The sequence below is a fragment of the Rhodococcus sp. IEGM 1381 genome (assembly GCF_030056795.1).
In the GTDB taxonomy this organism is placed as follows: domain Bacteria; phylum Actinomycetota; class Actinomycetes; order Mycobacteriales; family Mycobacteriaceae; genus Rhodococcoides.
Map to the genome: position 1 here is coordinate 291216 of NZ_JASHKQ010000002.1, position 19389 is coordinate 310604.

Here is a 19389-nt window from a genome sequence, read left to right on the forward strand (position 1 = left end):
CCTCACCTTCGTCGATCTCGAACACGCCTGTCGTAAGCATGTCTACCCAGTATGCCGCAGCCCACACTCGTCGGCATTGTCGGCGTGCTTAGGATTGGCACCCATGACTGCTGAGCACAAGCGCGCGATCACCGGACCAGCGCAGTGAGCGCGGTATCCGTCGAGGAGCATGCCGCCGCGGTCGAGACTCTTCTCGCGGCGCTGGGCACCAGAACTGAGCAGCGAATCCCCCTGGCCGAGGCCCTGGGACGAGTCTCGTTCGAGGATGTGCGGTCGCCGGTCGATCTGCCACTGTTCCGAAATTCGCAGATGGATGGTTACGCAGTCGATTCTCGTTCCGTCACCACGACCCCGGTGACGCTGGAGGTCTCGACGATCATCGCCGCAGGCCCTACGGAATCGGCCGCTCTCGTTCCAGGCAGCGCGGCGAAGATCATGACCGGCGCACCCATTCCCGACGGGGCCGACACCATCGTCCCCGTCGAGGACACCACGATACCGTCGGCTGGTTCGGTGACGATCGAAAGAGGCCGCGGCGCAGGCGAATTCGTTCGTGAACAGGGAAGCGACGTGCGCGTCGGAACAGTTCTGGTCGAGGCCGGTCGGGTACTCGAACCCCGGCACATCTCGGTTCTCGCGGCTGTAGGTTTTGCCGAGGTCGACGTGCGTTCGCGTCCGCGCGTGGCCGTCGTGACCACCGGTGCCGAACTGGTCGAGGCCGGATCGACTCTCACTCCCGGCCAGATCTACGACTCGAACGGCATCACTCTCGCGGCACACCTACGGGCCAGCGGCGCGGAAGTGGTTGCGGTCGCGCGTAGCTCCGACGACCCGAAGCGATTTCGCGAGGTTCTCGACGAAGCAAGACGATCGGCGGAACTGATCATCACGTCCGGCGGCGTCTCGATGGGTGACTTCGAGGTGGTCAAGGACGTCCTCGGGCCGCTCGGCGGCACCTTCGGGTCGGTCCGTATGCAGCCGGGCGGGCCGCAGGGCATGACACTGTTCGACGGTATTCCTGTACTCAGCTTCCCCGGCAACCCCGTCAGTACGGTTGTTTCGTACATCATGTTCGCGCGCAACATAGTTCGGCGAGCAGCCGGTCTTCCTCCAATAATCCCCAGCACAGCGACCTTGCACGAATCCGTCGTGTCACCGCCGGGCCGTCGACAGCTTCTTCGTGGCCGATTGCGTGACGACGGCCGAGTGCAGCTCGTGGCAGGCCCGGGCTCCCATCTGGTCGCGGCGCTGGCATGGGCCGACGTTCTGATCGACATCGACTCAGAGACAACCGAACTCGCTGCAGGATCCGACGTGGAGGTATGGCCGCTGTGACCACCGACGCACCGCAAACACACCTGTCTCATCTCGACGATCAAGGCCGCGCTCGCATGGTCGATGTGGCACACAAGAAGGAGACCTCGCGCACGGCCGTCGCCGCCGGTGAGTTCGTCACCACTGCCGAGGTCATCGCGCTCGTGCGGGCGGACGACATGCCCAAGGCCGATGTACTCGCCACTGCCCGCATCGCGGGCATCTCGGCGGCGAAGCGTACGTCGGAGCTGATCCCACTGTGCCATCAGCTCGCGCTCTCGTCGGTGAAGATCTCGTTCGGTTTCACCGACTCGTCCATCACGGTCGAGGCCACGGCGCGCACCACCGGACGCACCGGAGTGGAGATGGAGGCCTTGACCGCGGTCGCGGTCGCCGGACTGACGCTGCACGACATGGTCAAGGCCGTCGACCCGGGTGCCACGATGAACGGCGTTCGACTGATCACCAAAGACGGTGGCAAGCATGGCTATTGGCAGCGAGACGGGGAACCGATCACCCCCGCCGCCGACGCTGCCCCGACGTTCGACACGACGCGATCCGCAGTGGTGCTGGTGGCTTCCACCGGCGGCGCGAACGGAACTCGACCGGACACCACCGGCCCCACCATCGCGTCCTGGTTGACCGATCGAGGCTTCAGCGTGCGGGGTCCGCTGGTGTATGCCGACGCCGACATAGCAGTGGGCCTGCGGGACGCGTTGCGCGGCGAACCGTCGTTGATCGTCAGCACCGGAGGCACCGGCGTATCCCCCACCGATGCGACTCCCGAGGCAACCGCAGCTCTTCTTGACATCGACATGCCGGGGATCGCCGACGCGATTCGCACCCGCGGAACGTCCGCGACGCCACACGCGGTGCTCAGCCGAGGGGTTTCGGGGCTCATCGGCCGCACGCTGACAGTCAATCTGCCGGGCTCGCCGGGAGGCGTCAAGGACGGTCTCGCGGTTCTCGATCCACTACTCGACCACGTGTTGGCACAGATCGCCGGAGGGGGACCCCACGATGAGTGAACTCGTCGCTCGAATTTCCAGTGAACCGTTGAGCACCGCCGAAGTGGAGGCAGCCGTACAGGATTCACGCCACGGTGCCGTAGTTCTGTTCAGCGGGATAGTCCGCAACCACGATGGTGGCCAGGCGGTGGAAACTCTCGAATACCGCGCCCATCCCGACGCGGAACGCTTCTTGAACAGATGCTGCTCCGAGGTCTCCGCCGAGACCGGCCTCGAGGTCGCGGCGGTACATCGCGTCGGAGACTTGCGCGTCGGCGACCTCGCGCTCGTGGCAGCCGTCGGATCGGCCCATCGCGCAGAAGCATTCGAAGCCTGCGCGCGATTGGTCGAACGCATCAAGGCCGAGGTCCCGATCTGGAAGCGGCAAGGATTCGAGGGCGGACGCACCGAATGGGTCGGACTGTAGGAGTTCTACCCGGCGTCCAGATAACGGTGGACAGGAAGCATCGACGACGCATCGCAGTGCTCGGATCGCTCCCGGACGCATGCGCGTAGTCGTGTCTCGACGGCCGCTGCATCGAGGTCTGTACCGATGAGCACCAGTGAGGTCTGCTCGGTCTCACCCCGCGCCCACGACGTCGTCTCGAACCGAATGTGTCGGCCTACGGTGTGCACGATGAACTTCTGCGAATAGCCCGCTATGGCGAAGTGCACGAAACCTTTGATGCGGTAAAGATTTCCGGTGGGATTCTCCAGAAACTCGACCATTCGCCGCGGTTCGATGGGATCGGTGCTGACAAATTCGGTGTGAGCGTACTGGGCGTGCAGGTGATGCTCGTGGTCGTCGTCGCTGTGGTTCTCCCGTAGGAGCTCGTCGAACGACAATTGAACGGCGATCGCCGATTCGACCGACAGGTTCTCCCGCCGGTCGAACAGCAGCAGCGGATCCACCCGACCGAACGCGACCGGGACGACGGGGACGTCCCCCACGATGGAGCGCACGGTGGATACGACTGCGGAGCGACCGGAATCCGAGACCGCATCCGATTTGTTCAACACCACCAGATCGGCCAACTGCAGATGCTGGTCGATCTCGGGATGCAGTACGCGGGTCTGCGGAAACTCCACCGCGTCGACGACCCCCACGAGCCCGCCGTAGACGATGAACTCGTTCTCGCTGCCTCGGACCATTCGGATCAGATTGCGAGGTTCGGCGAGGCCACTGGCTTCGACCACGATGACATCGATCGCCGAACGGCGATGCGCGAGGGCGTCGAACATTGCATCCATGTCGCTGATGTCCACCGCGCAACAGATGCATCCGTTACCGAGGGAGACCATCGAGTCGACCTGCCCCGCCACGAGCATGGAGTCGACGTTGATCGCTCCGAAATCGTTGACCACGACGCCGATTCGAATTCCGGCATCGTTACGCAGCAGGTGATTGAGCAGAGTCGTCTTGCCCGCGCCGAGAAAGCCCGCGACTATCACCACCGGAATTCTTCGACGCGTCACGGCGTCCGAGACTACCGGGCAGCGACAATCTGTTTCAGCAGGCCTTGCGCGAAGGTGGACACACTGCTGACGTTGTCCGGGGTCGCGAGCCCCTTCAGACCGTCGACGCCGAACGTCTGAATGTACGGAGAGACGCTTTCGAGCAATCGAGAGAGCGAACTACGGCCCTCGACTGCGGTCTTCGCTCCGGTGGCCGACGGTGTGGCAGGGGCAGCGTTGTCGGTCGTCTCGGCGGGGGCCGCGGCAGTCGTCGCGGCCGGTGTGGCCGCGGTCGTGGGCGACGTCTCGGCACCGAGCAGATAGTCGATTATTCCGGTCGAAATTGTGATTGCGTGCTTCAACTGACCGTCGGAGCTCTCGAGAAGGGCCGCATCGTCGGGGTTCGATCCGTTGCCCATTTCGACGAAGACCAGCGGGACAGTGGTCAGTGCGGGCCCGGCCACATCCGAGCGCTCCTGAATTCCCTCGTCCACGCCTGCATAGTTCGCGGGGGCGAAGCCGGCCCGAACGTACGAGTCTCGCATCAGGCTCGACGCCGAACGCCCTCCTTCGGACTGGGCCTCATCGGCCGCTGCGTTCGGAATAGGCAACGTGGGCACTATCAGATGAAATCCGTGCTTGCCGTCATCGGTCGTCGCGCTCGTGGAGTCCGCGTGAATACTCACGGCGACGTCGGCTCCGGACTCGCTCGCGGCGCGCGCCCTGTCGTCGACGCATCCGCCCCACCCCGAGTCGTCGGCTCGGCTCGTCTTCACCGTTGCACCCAGGCTCTCCAGACTCGACCTTACGAGTTCGCTGACTTTCCAGTTGATCGTGTGCTCGGGCACGCCGTCCACGGTGGTCATTCCGGTGGTCTGGCAATCCTTCGTCCCGCCGCGTCCGTCGTTCACCTGGCGCTGCAGGTTCTCCGAATGTGCGGTGCCCTGGTGGCCCGGGTCGAGGAAAACCGTCTTACCCGACAACTCGCTACCAGTAGCCGACGGTGACGGTGTGGTTGGTGCAGCCATGGCAGGGGCGGCGACGATGACACCCGCACCGAGTATTCCCGCGCACATCAGGACCGCTGTTGCCGACCTGGTGATTCGTGCAGATTTCATATGCTCTCGAGCGCACCGGAGTGACTGGTGGCGCTACTCCCCTCTCGGCCCCTCGGTTGCGCTGATCGGAGCGAGTCGCCGATAACACGGGACACACACGAAACAGCAGACACTTGCGCCTCAAGTGAACCAGATGTCGTCATCGACGCGCCTTGGAAAATCTTTCGTTAGTGAAATGAGTGCGTTTCGTAATCGATCTGTTGCGAACGCGCCGTTGCTTCTCAGAACAGCGCGCCGACTCCCCCACTCGGACCATCGCGAACCGACTCGGGGATGGAAAAGCGCTCACGAACCGGCCAGTCAGTCTTTGATTTCGATAAGGACCGACATCGCGTCGGGGCAATGTTCTCGCATACACCTCAGCGTTTCGGTCACCGCTTGATTCGATTCCTGACAATTCTGCGAATCGAGTAACAATTCCCCGGCCCGCGTGGATAAACACATTGTCCGGCCGTATAGTCGTCTCAGTTCGATCTGGACATCCCCGCATCATCCCCTGCACCATTGGAGAGCTTCAGCATGGCCAGAAAAGTCTATGTGCAATTGGTCGACGACATCGACGAAAAACCGATCGAATCGGGTGGCGAACACATAACCTATTCGGTCAACGGGGTCAGCTACGAAATCGACCTGAGCGACAAGAACGCCAAGGAATTTCATCGAAAGCTCGACTATTACATCGAACACTCCACCAAGGTCGGTGGAAAGCGGACGAAGAAGTCGAGTACTTCTGCAACCGGTGCGAAGCGCGACGCCAATCAAACCAAAGCCATCCGAGAATGGGCCAAGGCGAACGGCCACAATATCTCCGCACGAGGCAGAATTCCCGCCGAGGTCGAGCAGGCCTTCGACGCAGCCCACTGAGTCACCGCTCACCTACAGCACCGAAGCAAGAAAAAGCGCCGCTCGAGAGCGGCGCTTTTTTGTTTCCTGAAACAGAATACCTCGGTGGATCCAACAATCTCGGTGGAGCTAAGGGGACTCGAACCCCTGACCCCCACACTGCCAGTGTGGTGCGCTACCAGCTGCGCCATAGCCCCGAGTTACTGCGTGCAACCGCTCATGCGGTTGCTCGAACGAAGTTACACCATCGGTCGCAACAGCAACAAATCACCTGGTCCGGCCGGTACCGAGAACTCGACCACCGGCCGCACCCATGGCAGTGGATCAGTTGATCGAGGCCAGCCATTCCGAGTCACCGAGAGCATCGACCACCTGTCCGTCGACCAGTACCCCCGGGGTCCCGCGCGCTCCCGACGCCGCCAGCGCGTCCCGTCCGGTGTTCGCGTCCGTCACCGCGGCGTCGCGTTGCGCGCCGCTGGCTATGCACTCCGTTGCCAGCTCGCTCGCTCCGGAGGAACGAGCGAGCTCCGCTAGTTCGGCGTCGGTTCTGTCCGAGTCTGCGCCTTCGCCTGGGCGGAATTCGGAGTCGAACAACCCGCCGTGAAAAGCGGAGTAGACTCGGGCGTTCTCCGTCGCTGCCACACAGTGCGACGCCGCGACGGCCCGTGTCGAATAGTCACCCGAGGCCGACTGCGGATTGAGAAAATTGACCAGGTGGTAATTCACCGAGACAACGCCGTCGTCGATCTTCTGAGCCAATTCCTGACCGTGCTTCGCTTCGAGATCACCGCAGAACGGGCACATCGCATCCTCGTAGACATCGATCACACGCTGCGCTCCCGGACGCGCCAGCTGCACCACACCGTCACCTGGCAACGACAATTCGACCTCAGGATTCTTCACGGTTCCGTAGCCATCGTTGCGTGGGGCGTCGCTTCCGCTCTGCCACATGATCGCAACCACGATGACGATCACCACCACGACGAATGCGATACCGCCCAATACGTACGTCACTGTGTTGGACGTAGCCTGCGGCGTGTGTTTCGTGCTCGACATCTTCTTCTGACTCACAGAGCGAATACTACGGATATACGCGTCAGCTGCGTTCGCGCCCGAGGGTGTCCGGAACGCGAGACCACCAGATTCCGGCCACCAGCAGCAGTGCACCCGTCACAGCGAAAGCGGGACCGAACGAGGCCTGCTGCACGATCAAGCCCGCCACGATCGGGCCGATCACCGCGCCGACATCGGAGGCCATCTGGAAAGCAGCCAGCACCGGCCCTCCGCGCGCTTTCGATCCGATCACATCGGCAACCGATGCCTGCTGCGCTGGACTCATCAGACCCGAACCGATCCCGGCGACAAACGACACCACCAGAAACAGCACCGGATCGTGCACGTATCCCATCACGACCGTTCCCAGGCCGCACACCGCCAAACCACCCACCATGAAGGGCTTACGTCCGCGCACATCGGAGAGCCGGCCGGCACTGGTGAGTACCACCGCATTTCCCACTGCGAACACGGTCAGAGCAATACCGACGAAGACCTCGGATCGCTGCATCGCCTCGACGACGAACAACGGCACCAACGCCACCCGGACACCGAACACTGCCCAACCGTTGGCGAAGTTCGACGCCAATGCGGCTCGATATGACGGGATTCGGAGTGCGACGAGCAGCGACATCGTCGGCGGTGCCGCGCCCTTATCCGGCTTCACGAGATCGGAATTGCCGAGGGTGAAGTACACGACGGCAGCGGCGATCACGAGAGCGACGGCATAGATGACGAACGGCACCCGCAGACCGAATCCGACGAGCGCACCGCCGACGAGCGGACCACCGATGGTTCCGAGCAAGAAGGCGGTCGCATACAGGCCCGAGATGCGACCACGGCTGGTGGGCGGACTGATCCTGATCAGCAGACCGAGAGCAGACACCGAGAACATCGTCGACCCGATTCCGCCGAGGCCGCGAAAGACCAGCAACTGCCAGTACGTCTGAGCCAGGGCGCACGCACCGGTCGACACCGCAACGATCATCAGTCCGATCAGGTAGACCGGTCGCTCACCGAGCCGCTGAACCAGCGAGCCACTTGCCGGGGCGAACACCAACCGCATCAGAGCAAATGCACTGATCACCGCAGACGCAGCAGCGACGCCGACCCCGAATTCACGGGCGAACTGCGGCAGGGCGGGGGCGACGATGCCGAAACCGAGAGCGATGACGAACGCCGCCGACACAAGCACCCAAATCTCGGGTGGGAGTGTGGTTCCCGGTTTCGATGCCGCCTCGGGAGTCGAACCCTCGTGCTCGGCAGAATCGGACGGATCGGGTGTGGGCGAGTTCGTCACGAGCTCTCGAGTGCGGAGGACACCAATTCGCGTGCTGCAGCTTGGACCTCGGCCAGGTGCTCCTTGCCGTGGAACGATTCCGCGTAGATCTTGTAGACGTCCTCGGTTCCGGACGGACGAGCCGCGAACCAGGCGCTCTCCGTCGTCACCTTCAGCCCACCCAGCGCGGCCCCGTTCCCCGGAGCCTCGGTCAGCGTGGCGGTGATCGTTTCGCCGGCCAACTCGGTGGCAGTGATCTGGTCGGGCGAGAGCTTGGCGAGCACGGACTTCTGCTCACGCGTGGCCGGTGCGTCGACGCGAGCGTACGAGGGATCGCCGAACTTTGCGGTGAACTCCGCGTAACGCTGAGACGGCGTCGACCCGGTGACCGCGGTGATCTCCGACGCCAGCAGCGCGAGGGTGATGCCGTCCTTGTCGGTGGTCCAGACCCGACCGTCGTGTCGGAGGAACGACGCACCGGCGCTTTCCTCACCACCGAAGCCGAGCTCGCCTGCCAATAGGCCCGGCACGAACCACTTGAATCCGACCGGCACCTCGAGCAGACGACGGCCTAGTCCTGCGACGACGCGGTCGATCATCGACGAACTCACCAGTGTCTTGCCCACCGCCGCCGTCGGCGACCATCCGGGGCGGTGGGTGAACAGATAGTCGATGGCAACCGCGAGGTAGTGATTGGGGTTCATCAGACCACCGTCGGGAGTGACGATCCCATGTCGATCGGAGTCTGCATCGTTACCGGTGGAGATGTCGAAGCGGTCGCGGGCAGCGATGAGCGACGCCATCGCATTGGGCGACGAGCAATCCATCCTGATCTTGCCGTCCGTGTCGAGCGTCATGAAGCGGAACGTGCCGTCCACCAACGGATTGACGACGGTCAGATCCAGGTTGTGGCGCTCGGCGATGGCGTCCCAGTAGTCGACACTGGCGCCGCCGAGCGGATCGGCACCGATGCGAATCCCAGCCGCGCGGATCGCATCGAGATCGACTACGTTCGGCAGGTCGTCCACGTAGGTGCCGAGGAAGTCGTACCGCGAGACGCTTCCCGCGAAGGCCTGCGCCAGCGTCACGCGCTTGATGCCCGAGATACCCTCGCGCAGAAGATCGTTGGCACGTGCAGCGATGATCGACGTCGCGTCACTGTCGGCCGGTCCGCCGTGCGGAGGGTTGTACTTGAAGCCGCCGTCCCGTGGCGGATTGTGGGACGGTGTGACCACGATGCCGTCGGCCTTCGCGGCCGGTCCCGACTCGTTGTAGCGAAGGATGGCATGACTGACGGCAGGGGTCGGGGTGTACCGGTCTCCGGAATCGACGAGTACGTCGACGTCGTTGGCGGCCAACACCTCCAGCGCCGTCGTCCATGCGGGTTCGGACAAGGCGTGAGTGTCCCGGCCGATGAACAGGGGCCCGGTGATCCCCTGCGCAGCGCGGTATTCCACGATCGCCTGCGTCGTCGCCACGATGTGAGCCTCGTTGAACGCCGAATCCAAGCTCGATCCGCGATGCCCGGACGTGCCGAAGACCACCTGCTGGCTCGGCTCCGACACATCGGGAATCCGCGAGTAGTACGCCGTCACGAGTTGCGAAAGATCCACCAGATCCTCCGGCAACGCAGTGGTTCCAGCTCTCTCGTGCGCCACGATGCGCCTCCTCGTTTGTGGACGAACCGAATTCGATCGATGAATCGAACTCCTCGACCAACCCTAACGCCGCCACCTCGCCCACGAGCTACTTGCTGGGTCCTTTCGGCGGACGAGGGAGGAAATAGCTGGTCCGCTGCTGGTACTCGCGATACCCCGGCCGCTTTTCCATGCTGCGCTCGAGCAACCGGGCACCGGTGGCGAACACCAGAAAGTACGTCATCGCGATGGGAGACAGGAGCGTGAACACTCCGGGCCACGCCGACGCCGAGACGAGGAACAAGCCCCACCACACCGCGGCGTCGCCGAAGTAGTTGGGATGCCGAGTCCAGGACCACAGACCACGATCCATGATCTTGCCCTTGTTCGACGCGTCGGCCTTGAAGGCTTTCAACTGCGCATCGCCCACTGCCTCGAACGTCCATCCGAGCATCCAGACCAGTACGCCGAGTACGACGACGGTTGGGACCGATCCGTGTGCGACAGCGGATACCTGCAACGGCAGGGACACGAACCACACTGCAACCGCCTGCGTCAGATAGATCTTGCGCAGGGCATACACGGTTTTGTTTCCGGTGGCCTTGGACAGCAGCTCGGTGTATCGCGGATCCTCACCGTGCCCGCGTGAGCGCTGAAAGACATGCAGTGCAAGACGAAGTCCCCATACACCGACGAGCGCGAGCAGAAGCAATCGACGCCATAATTCACCTGTTCCGGTCGCAGCCGAGATCAGCGCGATCAGAACGAAGCCGCCGCCCCACGTCACGTCCACGACGTTGTGCCGTCCGATACGCGCACCGATGAGGACGGTGACGATCATCAGGACTGCGGTACCGCCGAGGCTCGCCAGCGATACGGTCAGGAAGTCCGACCAGTTCATCCGGTGGTGGTCCAGGTCGGCCGCACCGGTTCCATCTCGGACGGTCCGTTCTCGGACCTGACCGCCAGGATCTGGTCGACGCCCATCCTGTTGTCCCGGAACGCCATTCCACCGCCGATCAAGTACAGCCGCCATACGCGTGCGACCTCTTCCCCGACCATCGCCACCACGTCGTCGAAGCGCGCCTCGAAGCGCTCGGTCCAGACGTCGACGGTTCGGACGTAATGCTCCCGAAGGGCGTGCACGTCGCGAACCTCGAGTCCGGCCTCCTCGATCATTGCGACTGTCCGCCCGACCGGGCGCATGTACATGTCCGGCGCGATGAACGATTCGATGAATGCTCCGCCGCCGGGGTTGTCGCCTTCCCTCCGCGACATCTGCTGGATCAGCACCCGTCCACCCGGCTTGACGTTGGCATGCAGTGCGGCGGTGTAGGTCGGGTAATTGGACTCCCCCACATGCTCACCCATTTCGATCGACGCCACCGCGTCGAAAGGCCCGTCCGGAATTTCCCGATAATCCTGGATCCGGATCTCGACCTTGTCCTGCAGTCCTCGGTCGGCGATTCGCTTGTCGATGAAGGCTTTCTGTTCGCGCGAGATGGTCACTCCGACGACCTGCGCTCCGTACTCCTGAGCCGCGTGCAGGCTCAGCGAACCCCAGCCGCAGCCGACGTCGAGAAAGCGTTGCCCTACACCCTTGTCGAGCCCGATCTTGCGACAGACGAGGTCGAGTTTGTCGCGCTGGGCATCATCGAGGGTGTAGTCCGGCGAATCCGAGGTCCAGTACGCCGACGAGTACGCCATGTGCGAGTCGAGTACGAGTTCGTAGAAGTCGTTGGAGAGATCGTAGTGATGGCTGATCGCAGCGCGGTCACGGAGCATCGAGTGCAGCCGGCCCTTCACCGAAGCCTGCGACATGGGCGGTGGTAGTGGTCGGCCGAACACTCCGAGATCCTTTGCCAGTCTTGCCAATCGCAGTAGCGACGCCGGCCCCGGTCGGACGGCCGAGAGTCGGCGCTCACGCACCACACCCCAGACGTGATCGAGGGCCGCGGCAAGATCGCCCTCGACGTCCAGTTCCCCGGTGACGTACGCCTGCGCAGCACCGAGTTCACCGGGGCTCCACAGCAATCGACGAAGGGCGCTCGGGCTCCGCAACAGCACCCTCGGTGCCGCGGCATCTCCTGCAACGGATCCGTCCCACGCCTGCAGCCGGACGGGAAGCGGACCACCCACCAGGGGTTCTATCAACTCGGCAATCCGATGCGCGACACCGACACTTCGATCGGTCCGGTCCACGGTGGGTGTCGAGGTGGTCATCGGTTGTCCCTTCGGTCGAGCACGATCTGCTGAACATCGAGGTACCCGGATCGAAATCCGGCCTCCGAGTAGCACAGGTAGAAGTGCCACATTCGCGCGAACACCTCGTCGAAACCGAGGTCCTCTGCCTCGCTGCGGCATTCGCTGAAGCGACTGTCCCACAGTGCGAGGGTTCGCGCGTAGTGGTCTCCCATGGACAGACGCTCGCGAACCCGAAGCGAGGTGTGCTGCTCGGTCACCTCCTCGATGGCCCGCACCGACGGTAGGAACCCGCCGGGAAAGATGTACTTGTGCACCCAGGTGTACGTGTTTCGAGTAGCCAGCATCCGGTCGTGCGGCATCGTGATGGCCTGGAGGGCAACCCGCCCACCCGGCGCGAGCAACGAGTCGATCGTCTCGAAGTACGTTCCCCAGTACTGGTGACCGACGGCCTCGATCATCTCGACCGACACGATCGCGTCGTACTCGCCGTCGACCAGACGATAGTCGAGGAGATCTATCTGGATTCGATCTCCGTAACCCGCAGCGGCACAACGTTTACGCGCCAGTTCCTGCTGTTCGGTCGACAATGTCACCGAGCGTACCGTCGCACCACGAGCGGCCGCACGGATAGCCAGCTCGCCCCATCCGGTGCCGATTTCGAGGACCCTGGTTCCATCGCCGACGCCCGCGCGGTCGAGTAGCCGATCGATCTTTCGACACTGAGCGTCGGCGAGTTCCTCACTGTCGTTGCCGCTTCCCGATCCGGCGAACAACGCACTCGAGTAAGTCATCGTCTCGTCGAGGAAGAGTTCGAAGAGGTCGTTCGACAGATCGTAGTGCCGGGAGATGTTGGATCGCGTGTTCTTGGTCGTATTCCGCTCGCTCCGTGGAGGTTTGGGAATATAGAGCCCTCGGAGGCGCTGCAGGGACTTCGGAATCAGCGACGCCATTCGCCGGGCGAAGACCTCGAGCACAGCAGTGAGGTCCTCGGCATCCCAGTCTCCGGCCATGTATGCCTCACCGAATCCGATGAGTCCACTGTCGCCGACCCGTGCGGCGAAGTCGTGTGGCCGATAGACGGTCATCAGCGGCGCGTCGGCCGACCCTGCCCCGATCACTTCGCCGTCGGGCATCTCCACCCGGACCTGCAATCCCGCGACCGCACGACGGAAGAGGAAGTCGGCGACCGGCGCGGCGGCAGTAACCTTCATACCTCCGGGAACATGGGCGATCTGAGGCCAGACCCGCGGATCGACCGACGGGTGCGGACCGGCAGCGGAACCGTACGGGTTCGACACAGAATTGGATTTCGACACAGTTGTCATCTGTGGGCCCCTTCCTTCTGGAATTTTCGTTCCCCCGGAGGGGCAGGTTTCTGCACGATCTTCAGACCCCGCGCCCAGAGCCGAATTCCTTGCCAGCGGATCTGTACCACCACTCGCAACGGCGCAATCGGGATCTCGAGTGCGGTTCGAAGAATCGACCGCGTCGTCACCTCGCGTCGACGGCCGTCGACGGTTGCCACGAACGGAGGCTGATCGGGCCGTTCGAGGACGATCGACAGCCGGAGTGCTGCGTCCGGCTCGGGTAGCCGCATGGAGTATTCACCGTCGACGTCGTTGAACGGCGAGACGTAGAACTCCTTGGTCGTGCGGGCCGCGCCGCGATGATCGGTGTGCAGCAGATACCGGTATCGCTCGCCGTAGGTGTTGTGCACCTCCGCCACCACGCAGCGGAGCTCTCCGTCACGATCGTGACACCAGTACACACTCAATGGGTTGAACGTGTGCCCGAACACCCGCGCGCTGGCCAGCATCGTGATCCGTCCGCCGCCCAGATCGATACCGTTCTCCGCCAGGAACGCGTCGACGTTCTCGCGAAGGGTGGCGTCGGGGTCACCGAGGTGGTCACGGGGATCGAACGAGGCCAGCGGTCGCAGTATCCGGGGCAACTCGGGGAGTGCGTCGAGGTCGACGAACCAGCTGTAACTCTTGTACGAGAACGTGTTTCGAATCGGCGCGCGTCGCACGTGATCGATCCGAGTGAGATACAGCGCCGCTCCGTGTGCGCGGGTGGCCGGCAGAACGGACGTCAAAGCCACGTGGCCCCCACCCGTTGTGCAGCGCGCGCTCCGGACAACGCACCGTCCTCGTGGAATCCCCAGCCGTGGTACGCCCCGGCGAACGCCACCGTGTCGGTGTCCAATTCGGGCAGACGACGCTGCGCTGCCACGGATTCGGGGGTGTACTGCGGGTGCTCGTAGGTCATTTCGTCGAGTACCGTGTTCGGGTCGATGCGATCCGCTCCACCGAGGGTGACCAGCATCCTTCGATCGGTTTCGTCCAAGCGCTGCAACCTCGTCAGGTCGTAGCTGACCAGCACCCGATCGGGCCTGGCGGTGCAGGTCGGGAGGTGGTAATTCCACGAGGCCCGTGCCCTGGTGTTTCGCGGCAGCACCGACGAGTCGGTGTGCAGAGCAGTGTGATTGACCGAATACGGCATCGCTCCGAGAACGCTGTGTTCGAGCGCAGTCGGTTCTGCGAGCATCTTCAGCGCTGCACCGGGATGGACTGCGACCACGGCTGCGTCGAACGTGCGCAGGTCGTCGTGGCCGTCCCGGATCTGCACGGAGTCCTGCGACTTGTAGACCGCGCGCACCGGGGTATCGATCAACACCTCGTCGATGTGCGACGCAACCCGGCGAACGTATTCGATCGACCCGCCCGTGACGGTGCGCCAGGTGGGAGATCCTGTGACGGTGAGCATTCCGTGGTGCCGAAGAAAGGAGAACAGGTAGCGAGCCGGGTAAGCGAGCGCAGTGTCCGGATCACACGACCACACCGCCGACACCAACGGCGTCATGAAGTGGGACTCGAAATATGCCGAGAACGAATGGTCGTCGAGAAATGTACCGAGTGTGGTCTCGGAATCCACCGAATCCGGATTGTCCAGAAGTTCGGTCGCCAGCCGGTGAAACCGCTTGACATCGAGCAACATCGACACGAATCGCGGCTTGAACACCGCCGTGCGTTGCGCGAGGATTCCGCGCATGCCCTGGCCACCCGAGTACTCGAGCCCGCACCCGTCGCAGCGCACGGACATGCTCATGTCCGAATCCTGAGTGGGCACATCGAGCTCGTCGAACAGTCGAAGCAGCGTCGGATACGTCCGGTCGTTGTGCACGATGAAACCGGTGTCGACGCCCACCGGACCGGCGGGGCCGTCCACGTAGTGGGTGTCCGCATGGCCGCCGAGGCGGGAGTCCGCCTCGTACAACGTCACCGACGAGTTCTTCGACAGTGCGTATGCGGCCGTCAGGCCGGCGACGCCACTCCCTACCACCGCGACGCGACGGCGCGTCACGACTGTTTGCCCATGCAGTCGACCTGCGCATCGGCGGCGATACCGAGAACGAAGTCACGCGTGGCCTGCGACCAGAGCCGCGGATTGCGGAGCATGAAATGCCCACCCGGAACGGAGAGGTAGCGAGCAGTCGCCCCGCGCTCCACCGCACGTTCGGTCGCCCGGAGTGAGGTTCGCGGATCGGTCCACCTGTCGGCAGTTCCGTGCATCACGAGCAGCTTCTTACCCGGTCCGAACGCATCGGCCTCCGCCCCCTCCGGCCACCACGGGGCCAAGGCGACGACACCCACGATAGAAGGGTCGTCGATCAGGGCAGCGGCTGTGCGGCCACCCATCGAATGGCCGACGACCACCACGTGAACGTCGGGATGCTCGGCGCGGATTCGGTTCAGTGCCCACCGGGCGTCCTCGACCGCCGTCCGTTCGGGGGCGTTCCAGCCGCGGAACCGGTACTGCAGCTGTTGAACCGATATGCCGCGTGCTCGGCCTGCCCGCCGAAGCGTCCAGGTGAACGGCCACATTCGCAGACCGGCCAGGTGCCACGATCTGCTGCGCGCCCGGCTCACGTCCTTTCCGCCGCCAAGGACCAACACGACCAACGCAGGATCGGACACCCGCCTGCCGGTGCGCAGTACTGGAGTCGGCTCGTTACTCATGCCGGTTATTCGGCACCGCGGCCGCTTCGGGTGGGATCGGTTCGAAAGGGGCGATTGTGACCTGTCCGACACAGACAAGAAGACCGGGCCGAGAGTGTGTCTCTCGGCCCGGTCTTCTGCGGTGGAGCTGCCGGGAATCGAACCCGGGTCCTCTGCTGCATTGCCAGGGCTTCTCCGTGTGCAGTCCGCTATGTCTCTACTTGGATCTCCCGATCTCGCGAACAAGTCAGGATGACGATCCCAGCCACTGTTTGATGTTCCTCATCATCCCGCGGCCGGATGAATCGGTGAGCCCTCTAGCTGATGCCAGCACCCGGGCCGAGGGCAAGCCCGGACTGACAGACACGCAGTCGCTACTTAGGCAGCGAGTGCGTAGTCGCGCTGATTGGAATCGGCGCTTATAAGGTTGCGATGACGCTTACGGTGGTCTCTCGCCTGCACCGACACGCTTCCCCTGACTCAACATACAAAGTCGAAACCGTTCAGCCCCGTATGTTCCCGAACACCGTGTCCGGGCTGTTCAGTGTAACGCCTCGGATGGCCACATTCATCCCATTAACTGTCGGCACGGCGATCCGTCGCGTGCGATGCGGCATCGGCGTCCACACGCTGCACGACAGTGCGCAGCATTCGGCGCGCCACGACCAACCGTGCCGGCAGAGACGCGTACCAGACTGCGCGACCGGCCAGTCCGCGCGGGAAGAACACCAACCGCTGCTCGATCGTCGGCTGCTTCGCGGTTCCGCCCACCGTGAGATCCAGCCACGCCTCGCCGGGCAGCCGGGTCGAAGACTTGAGCCGGGTGGTGTGTTCGGTGCCCGACGCCGAAGCGTCGGGTCCGGTGGCGTCGCGATGCCAGCCGGTGAGAACGTCGGCGTCGGCCAATCGCTCGAGTGCGGGCCTGATCGCGGTCGACTGCGCTGCGCTGCGGGCAACCCGGGTGTCGGTGTAGACGACCTCCCCGGCCCAATCCGGATCCGAGGGCAGCGGATCCGACGGTGCCGCGGTACCGGTGGCGTCGGTCCACCTCGTCTCGACCTCGCCGTCGTCGATCTTGCGCAGGGCCAATCTCACGGAATCTCGGTAGCCGGTCAAACCGCCGTCCGGGCGCGGTACGACGGCGTCGATGTCCATCTCGTGACCGACGGCGTCGTACTGCAGCGATTCGATGAGCGGCATCGCCAGCCCGCGGGGAATGGGTGTGACCAGCCCGATCCAGTGGCCGGCCAAACGCGGAGTCAACACCGGAAGCACGATGATGCGGCGCTGCCTCAAGCCGGCGACGTCGGCGTAGATGTTCATCATCTCTCCGTACTGCATGACGTCGGGACCACCGATATCGAAGGTCCGGGATTCGGCGATCGGCGCGCTCGCGGCCCCGATCAGGTAGTGCAACACGTCGCGCACAGCGATGGGCTGGATTCGATTGTGTACCCACCGCGGCGTGGTCATCACCGGAAGCCGGTTGGTCAGGTGGCGAATCATCTCGAACGACGCCGAACCCGATCCGATAACCACCCCCGCCTGCAGCACCACGGTGGGAACGCCCGACTCGATCAGAATGCGACCTACCTCGGCACGAGACTTCAGGTGGGGCGACAACTCCCCGGTAGGCGGGTGCAGTCCGCCGAGGTACACGATGCGACCGACGCCGCACTCGGCAGCAACGGCCGCAACGTTCTCGGCGCTGTCGCGTTCGGTATCGGCGAAATCTGAATGGCCTGCGGTGCCCATCGAGTGCACCAGGTAATACATGATGTCGACTCCGGTCAGCGCCTCCTTCAGCGATTCCCGGTCGCTCAGATCGCCCTTGACGATCTCGACGTCCGCCGCCCACGGCACGTTGTCGAGCTTGCTTGGGGTGCGAGCAAGCACTCGGACCCGGTACCCCTCGTCGAGCAGACGCGGTGCCAGACGCCCGCCCAGGTATCCCGTGGCACCGGTCACCAGGACGAGGGGAGGGCGTCCGTCGTCCTGAGCCGCGGGGATGTCGGACGGCGAATCGGAAGCTGTCATAAACGAGGTCATTACCCCCGAGCGGGTGAGTTCAACCTGCGAGGGCGATCATCGCGATCGCGCCGAGCGCCAGCGCCATTCCGATCTTCTGCAGAGTGCCGACTCTTTCGCCGAGCATCACCATGGCCAGCAAGACCGTTGCTGCCGGATACAACGAAGCGATGACGCTCACCAACGAGAGAAGACCGTCCTGATAGGCGTAGATCAAGGCGGCATTGGCGACCACGTCGAGCACGCTGACGAACGCCGCAAGTTTGAGCACGCTGCCGTGCGGGGGCGAGAAGTGCCCGGAAGCCAGGGCTACCACCCAGACCACCGCGGTTGCCGATGCACGCGACGCCGCAAGCGGCCACAGTCCACTGCCATCGCCGATCTGGTGCAGAAAAATGAACGCGAATGCGAACGTCACGCCCGAACCGACCGTCAACCAGGCCACGGTTCGGGTGAACCTCATCTCCCGACCGCCTGCCACTTCACCGGTCACTTCGTCGGGCGACTCCTTGCTGACGAGCACCACTGCTACCAGTGCCACCGCAATGCCGACGAACGCGATGACGCCCGGCCGCTCACCGATCCACAAACCGACCAGCACCGGAATTCCGGCGACCAGTACCGCGGTGACAGGCGAGACCACTGCCATCGGCCCGGCCGCGAGCGCGAGGTAGAACCACCACACCGCGACGCCGCCGGCAACACCCGAGGCCAGTCCCCACAACATCGCCGAGAGTTCGATCGTGCCGCCGACGAACGGTGCGACGAGCAGAACGATCACCAGAGACAGCGGGTAGGACACGATGACCACCCGGAGGGCGGCGACCCGGCGGGATGCGACACCGCCGACGAAATCGCTCACCCCATAGCCGACGGCAGCTACCAGAGCGAGCAGAACAGCGGTCAGCGCATTCCCTTCACACGACGCCCCAGCTCACGAGTGACCTCGCGTTCGGCGGTGCGCTTGGCCAGCGACTGTCTCTTGTCGTAGTCCTGCTTGCCCTTGGCCAGCGCCAGTTCGACCTTGACCTTGCCGTCGGAGAAATACATCGACAACGGCACCAGCGTCAGGTTTCCCTCTTTCACCTTGCTTGCCAGGCGGTCGATCTCGCGGCGGTGAAGGAGGAGTTTGCGGTTACGACGCGGTGCATGGTTGGTCCAGCTACCGAGCGTGTATTCCGCGATGTGCAGCCCCCGCAGCCAGATTTCGCCGTCGTCGACGGTTGCGAAGGCGTCGACCAGCGAGGCCTTGCCGTCACGCAGGCTCTTGACCTCGGTTCCGACGAGGGCAACTCCGGCCTCGACGACATCGAGGATGGAGTAGTTGTGCCGCGCCTTGCGATTGGTCGCGATGGCCTTGCGGCCCTTCTCTCTCACTGCAGGGCCCTTTCTCGAGCGTTCGCCGCGGGGATCGGTTCCACGGGCAACCGCTCCAGCATAGAACCGAACGGC

At 63.8% G+C, this 19389-nt stretch carries 18 protein-coding genes, 1 tRNA gene and 1 other RNA gene; 4 read left to right on the forward strand and 16 right to left on the reverse strand.

All coding sequences use genetic code 11. From position 1 onward, the window contains the following. Positions 1–144 precede the first annotated feature (144 nt). From QM797_RS11380 to QM797_RS11390, 3 genes are read left to right on the forward strand one after another with little or no spacing between them, the layout of a single operon-like run. Positions 145–1335 (forward strand): molybdopterin molybdotransferase MoeA, encoded by a 1191-nt coding sequence (locus QM797_RS11380; protein ID WP_283275661.1) that lies wholly within the window; start codon positions 145–147, stop codon positions 1333–1335. Next, positions 1323–2342: a bifunctional molybdenum cofactor biosynthesis protein MoaC/MoaB gene (moaCB, locus tag QM797_RS11385; RefSeq protein ID WP_283275662.1), complete on the forward strand. Its 1020-nt coding sequence runs from the start codon at positions 1323–1325 to the stop codon at positions 2340–2342. Before QM797_RS11380 ends, moaCB begins: the two co-directional genes overlap by 13 nt. Further along, positions 2335–2748: a molybdenum cofactor biosynthesis protein MoaE gene (locus QM797_RS11390; RefSeq protein WP_057477528.1), complete on the forward strand. Its 414-nt coding sequence runs from the start codon at positions 2335–2337 to the stop codon at positions 2746–2748. Before moaCB ends, QM797_RS11390 begins: the two co-directional genes overlap by 8 nt. 5 nt (positions 2749–2753) lie before the next feature. Here QM797_RS11390 and QM797_RS11395 read toward each other — a convergent pair whose 3' ends face one another. Together QM797_RS11395 and QM797_RS11400 are read right to left on the reverse strand one after the other, a co-directional pair. Then, a complete protein-coding gene (locus tag QM797_RS11395) occupies positions 2754–3797 on the reverse strand; it encodes a CobW family GTP-binding protein (RefSeq protein ID WP_283275663.1) in 1044 nt (347 codons plus the stop codon). A gap of 11 nt (positions 3798–3808) precedes the next feature. Further along, on the reverse strand, positions 3809–4894 hold the full coding sequence (locus QM797_RS11400) for an N-acetylmuramoyl-L-alanine amidase (protein WP_502942317.1): 1086 nt from the start codon (positions 4892–4894) through the stop codon (positions 3809–3811). A gap of 519 nt (positions 4895–5413) precedes the next feature. Here QM797_RS11400 and QM797_RS11405 point away from each other — a divergent pair. Then, a complete protein-coding gene (locus QM797_RS11405; protein WP_032378160.1) occupies positions 5414–5758 on the forward strand; it encodes a histone-like nucleoid-structuring protein Lsr2 in 345 nt (114 codons plus the stop codon). 103 nt (positions 5759–5861) lie between these two features. Here the strand turns inward: QM797_RS11405 and QM797_RS11410 are convergent. From QM797_RS11410 to smpB, 14 genes are all read right to left on the reverse strand, one after another. Beyond that, a tRNA-Ala gene (locus QM797_RS11410) sits at positions 5862–5934 on the reverse strand. A gap of 127 nt (positions 5935–6061) precedes the next feature. Beyond that, on the reverse strand, positions 6062–6808 hold the full coding sequence (locus QM797_RS11415; protein ID WP_283275664.1) for a DsbA family protein: 747 nt from the start codon (positions 6806–6808) through the stop codon (positions 6062–6064). Between the two features lie 25 nt (positions 6809–6833). Next, positions 6834–8090 carry an MFS transporter gene (locus QM797_RS11420; RefSeq protein ID WP_283275665.1) on the reverse strand — a complete coding sequence of 419 codons (1257 nt, stop codon included), beginning with the start codon at positions 8088–8090 and terminating at the stop codon, positions 6834–6836. After that, positions 8087–9727 (reverse strand): phosphoglucomutase (alpha-D-glucose-1,6-bisphosphate-dependent), encoded by a 1641-nt coding sequence (gene pgm / locus QM797_RS11425; RefSeq protein ID WP_283275666.1) that lies wholly within the window; start codon positions 9725–9727, stop codon positions 8087–8089. Before pgm ends, QM797_RS11420 begins: the two co-directional genes overlap by 4 nt. A gap of 88 nt (positions 9728–9815) precedes the next feature. Next, the gene (locus QM797_RS11430) at positions 9816–10607 is read right to left on the reverse strand and encodes a DUF1295 domain-containing protein (RefSeq protein ID WP_283275667.1); all 792 of its coding nucleotides are present in this window, start codon (positions 10605–10607) and stop codon (positions 9816–9818) included. Continuing rightward, a complete protein-coding gene (locus tag QM797_RS11435; RefSeq protein WP_283275668.1) occupies positions 10604–11929 on the reverse strand; it encodes a class I SAM-dependent methyltransferase in 1326 nt (441 codons plus the stop codon). The genes QM797_RS11430 and QM797_RS11435 overlap by 4 nt, the downstream gene beginning before the upstream one ends. After that, positions 11926–13236, reverse strand: coding sequence for an SAM-dependent methyltransferase (locus QM797_RS11440; protein WP_283275669.1), 1311 nt, complete (start codon positions 13234–13236; stop codon positions 11926–11928). Before QM797_RS11440 ends, QM797_RS11435 begins: the two co-directional genes overlap by 4 nt. Then, positions 13233–14012, reverse strand: coding sequence for a DUF1365 domain-containing protein (locus QM797_RS11445; RefSeq protein ID WP_283275670.1), 780 nt, complete (start codon positions 14010–14012; stop codon positions 13233–13235). Before QM797_RS11445 ends, QM797_RS11440 begins: the two co-directional genes overlap by 4 nt. Continuing rightward, a complete protein-coding gene (locus QM797_RS11450; protein ID WP_502942330.1) occupies positions 14003–15292 on the reverse strand; it encodes an NAD(P)/FAD-dependent oxidoreductase in 1290 nt (429 codons plus the stop codon). Before QM797_RS11450 ends, QM797_RS11445 begins: the two co-directional genes overlap by 10 nt. After that, a complete protein-coding gene (locus QM797_RS11455; RefSeq protein ID WP_283275672.1) occupies positions 15271–15930 on the reverse strand; it encodes an alpha/beta hydrolase family protein in 660 nt (219 codons plus the stop codon). Before QM797_RS11455 ends, QM797_RS11450 begins: the two co-directional genes overlap by 22 nt. Before the next feature lie 119 nt (positions 15931–16049). Continuing rightward, positions 16050–16420, reverse strand: a transfer-messenger RNA (tmRNA) gene (ssrA, locus tag QM797_RS11460). A gap of 65 nt (positions 16421–16485) precedes the next feature. After that, positions 16486–17946, reverse strand: coding sequence for an SDR family NAD(P)-dependent oxidoreductase (locus QM797_RS11465; RefSeq protein ID WP_283275673.1), 1461 nt, complete (start codon positions 17944–17946; stop codon positions 16486–16488). Positions 17947–17977: 31 nt separating this feature from the next. Then, a complete protein-coding gene (locus tag QM797_RS11470) occupies positions 17978–18844 on the reverse strand; it encodes an EamA family transporter (RefSeq protein WP_502942331.1) in 867 nt (288 codons plus the stop codon). Further along, positions 18841–19314, reverse strand: a complete 474-nt coding sequence (smpB, locus tag QM797_RS11475; protein ID WP_283275674.1) for an SsrA-binding protein SmpB — start codon at positions 19312–19314, stop codon at positions 18841–18843. Before smpB ends, QM797_RS11470 begins: the two co-directional genes overlap by 4 nt. Positions 19315–19389 lie beyond the last annotated feature (75 nt).

Coding starts and splice junctions, on each gene's coding strand:
- moaCB (WP_283275662.1), top strand. CDS start 1,323: ATGGCCGCTGTGACCACCGACGCACCGCAAACACACCTGTCTCATCTC.
- QM797_RS11390 (WP_057477528.1), top strand. CDS start 2,335: ATGAGTGAACTCGTCGCTCGAATTTCCAGTGAACCGTTGAGCACCGCC.
- QM797_RS11400 (WP_502942317.1), bottom strand. CDS start 4,894: ATGAAATCTGCACGAATCACCAGGTCGGCAACAGCGGTCCTGATGTGC.
- QM797_RS11405 (WP_032378160.1), top strand. CDS start 5,414: ATGGCCAGAAAAGTCTATGTGCAATTGGTCGACGACATCGACGAAAAA.
- QM797_RS11430 (WP_283275667.1), bottom strand. CDS start 10,607: ATGAACTGGTCGGACTTCCTGACCGTATCGCTGGCGAGCCTCGGCGGT.
- QM797_RS11435 (WP_283275668.1), bottom strand. CDS start 11,929: ATGACCACCTCGACACCCACCGTGGACCGGACCGATCGAAGTGTCGGT.
- QM797_RS11440 (WP_283275669.1), bottom strand. CDS start 13,236: ATGACAACTGTGTCGAAATCCAATTCTGTGTCGAACCCGTACGGTTCC.
- QM797_RS11455 (WP_283275672.1), bottom strand. CDS start 15,930: ATGAGTAACGAGCCGACTCCAGTACTGCGCACCGGCAGGCGGGTGTCC.
- QM797_RS11465 (WP_283275673.1), bottom strand. CDS start 17,946: ATGACAGCTTCCGATTCGCCGTCCGACATCCCCGCGGCTCAGGACGAC.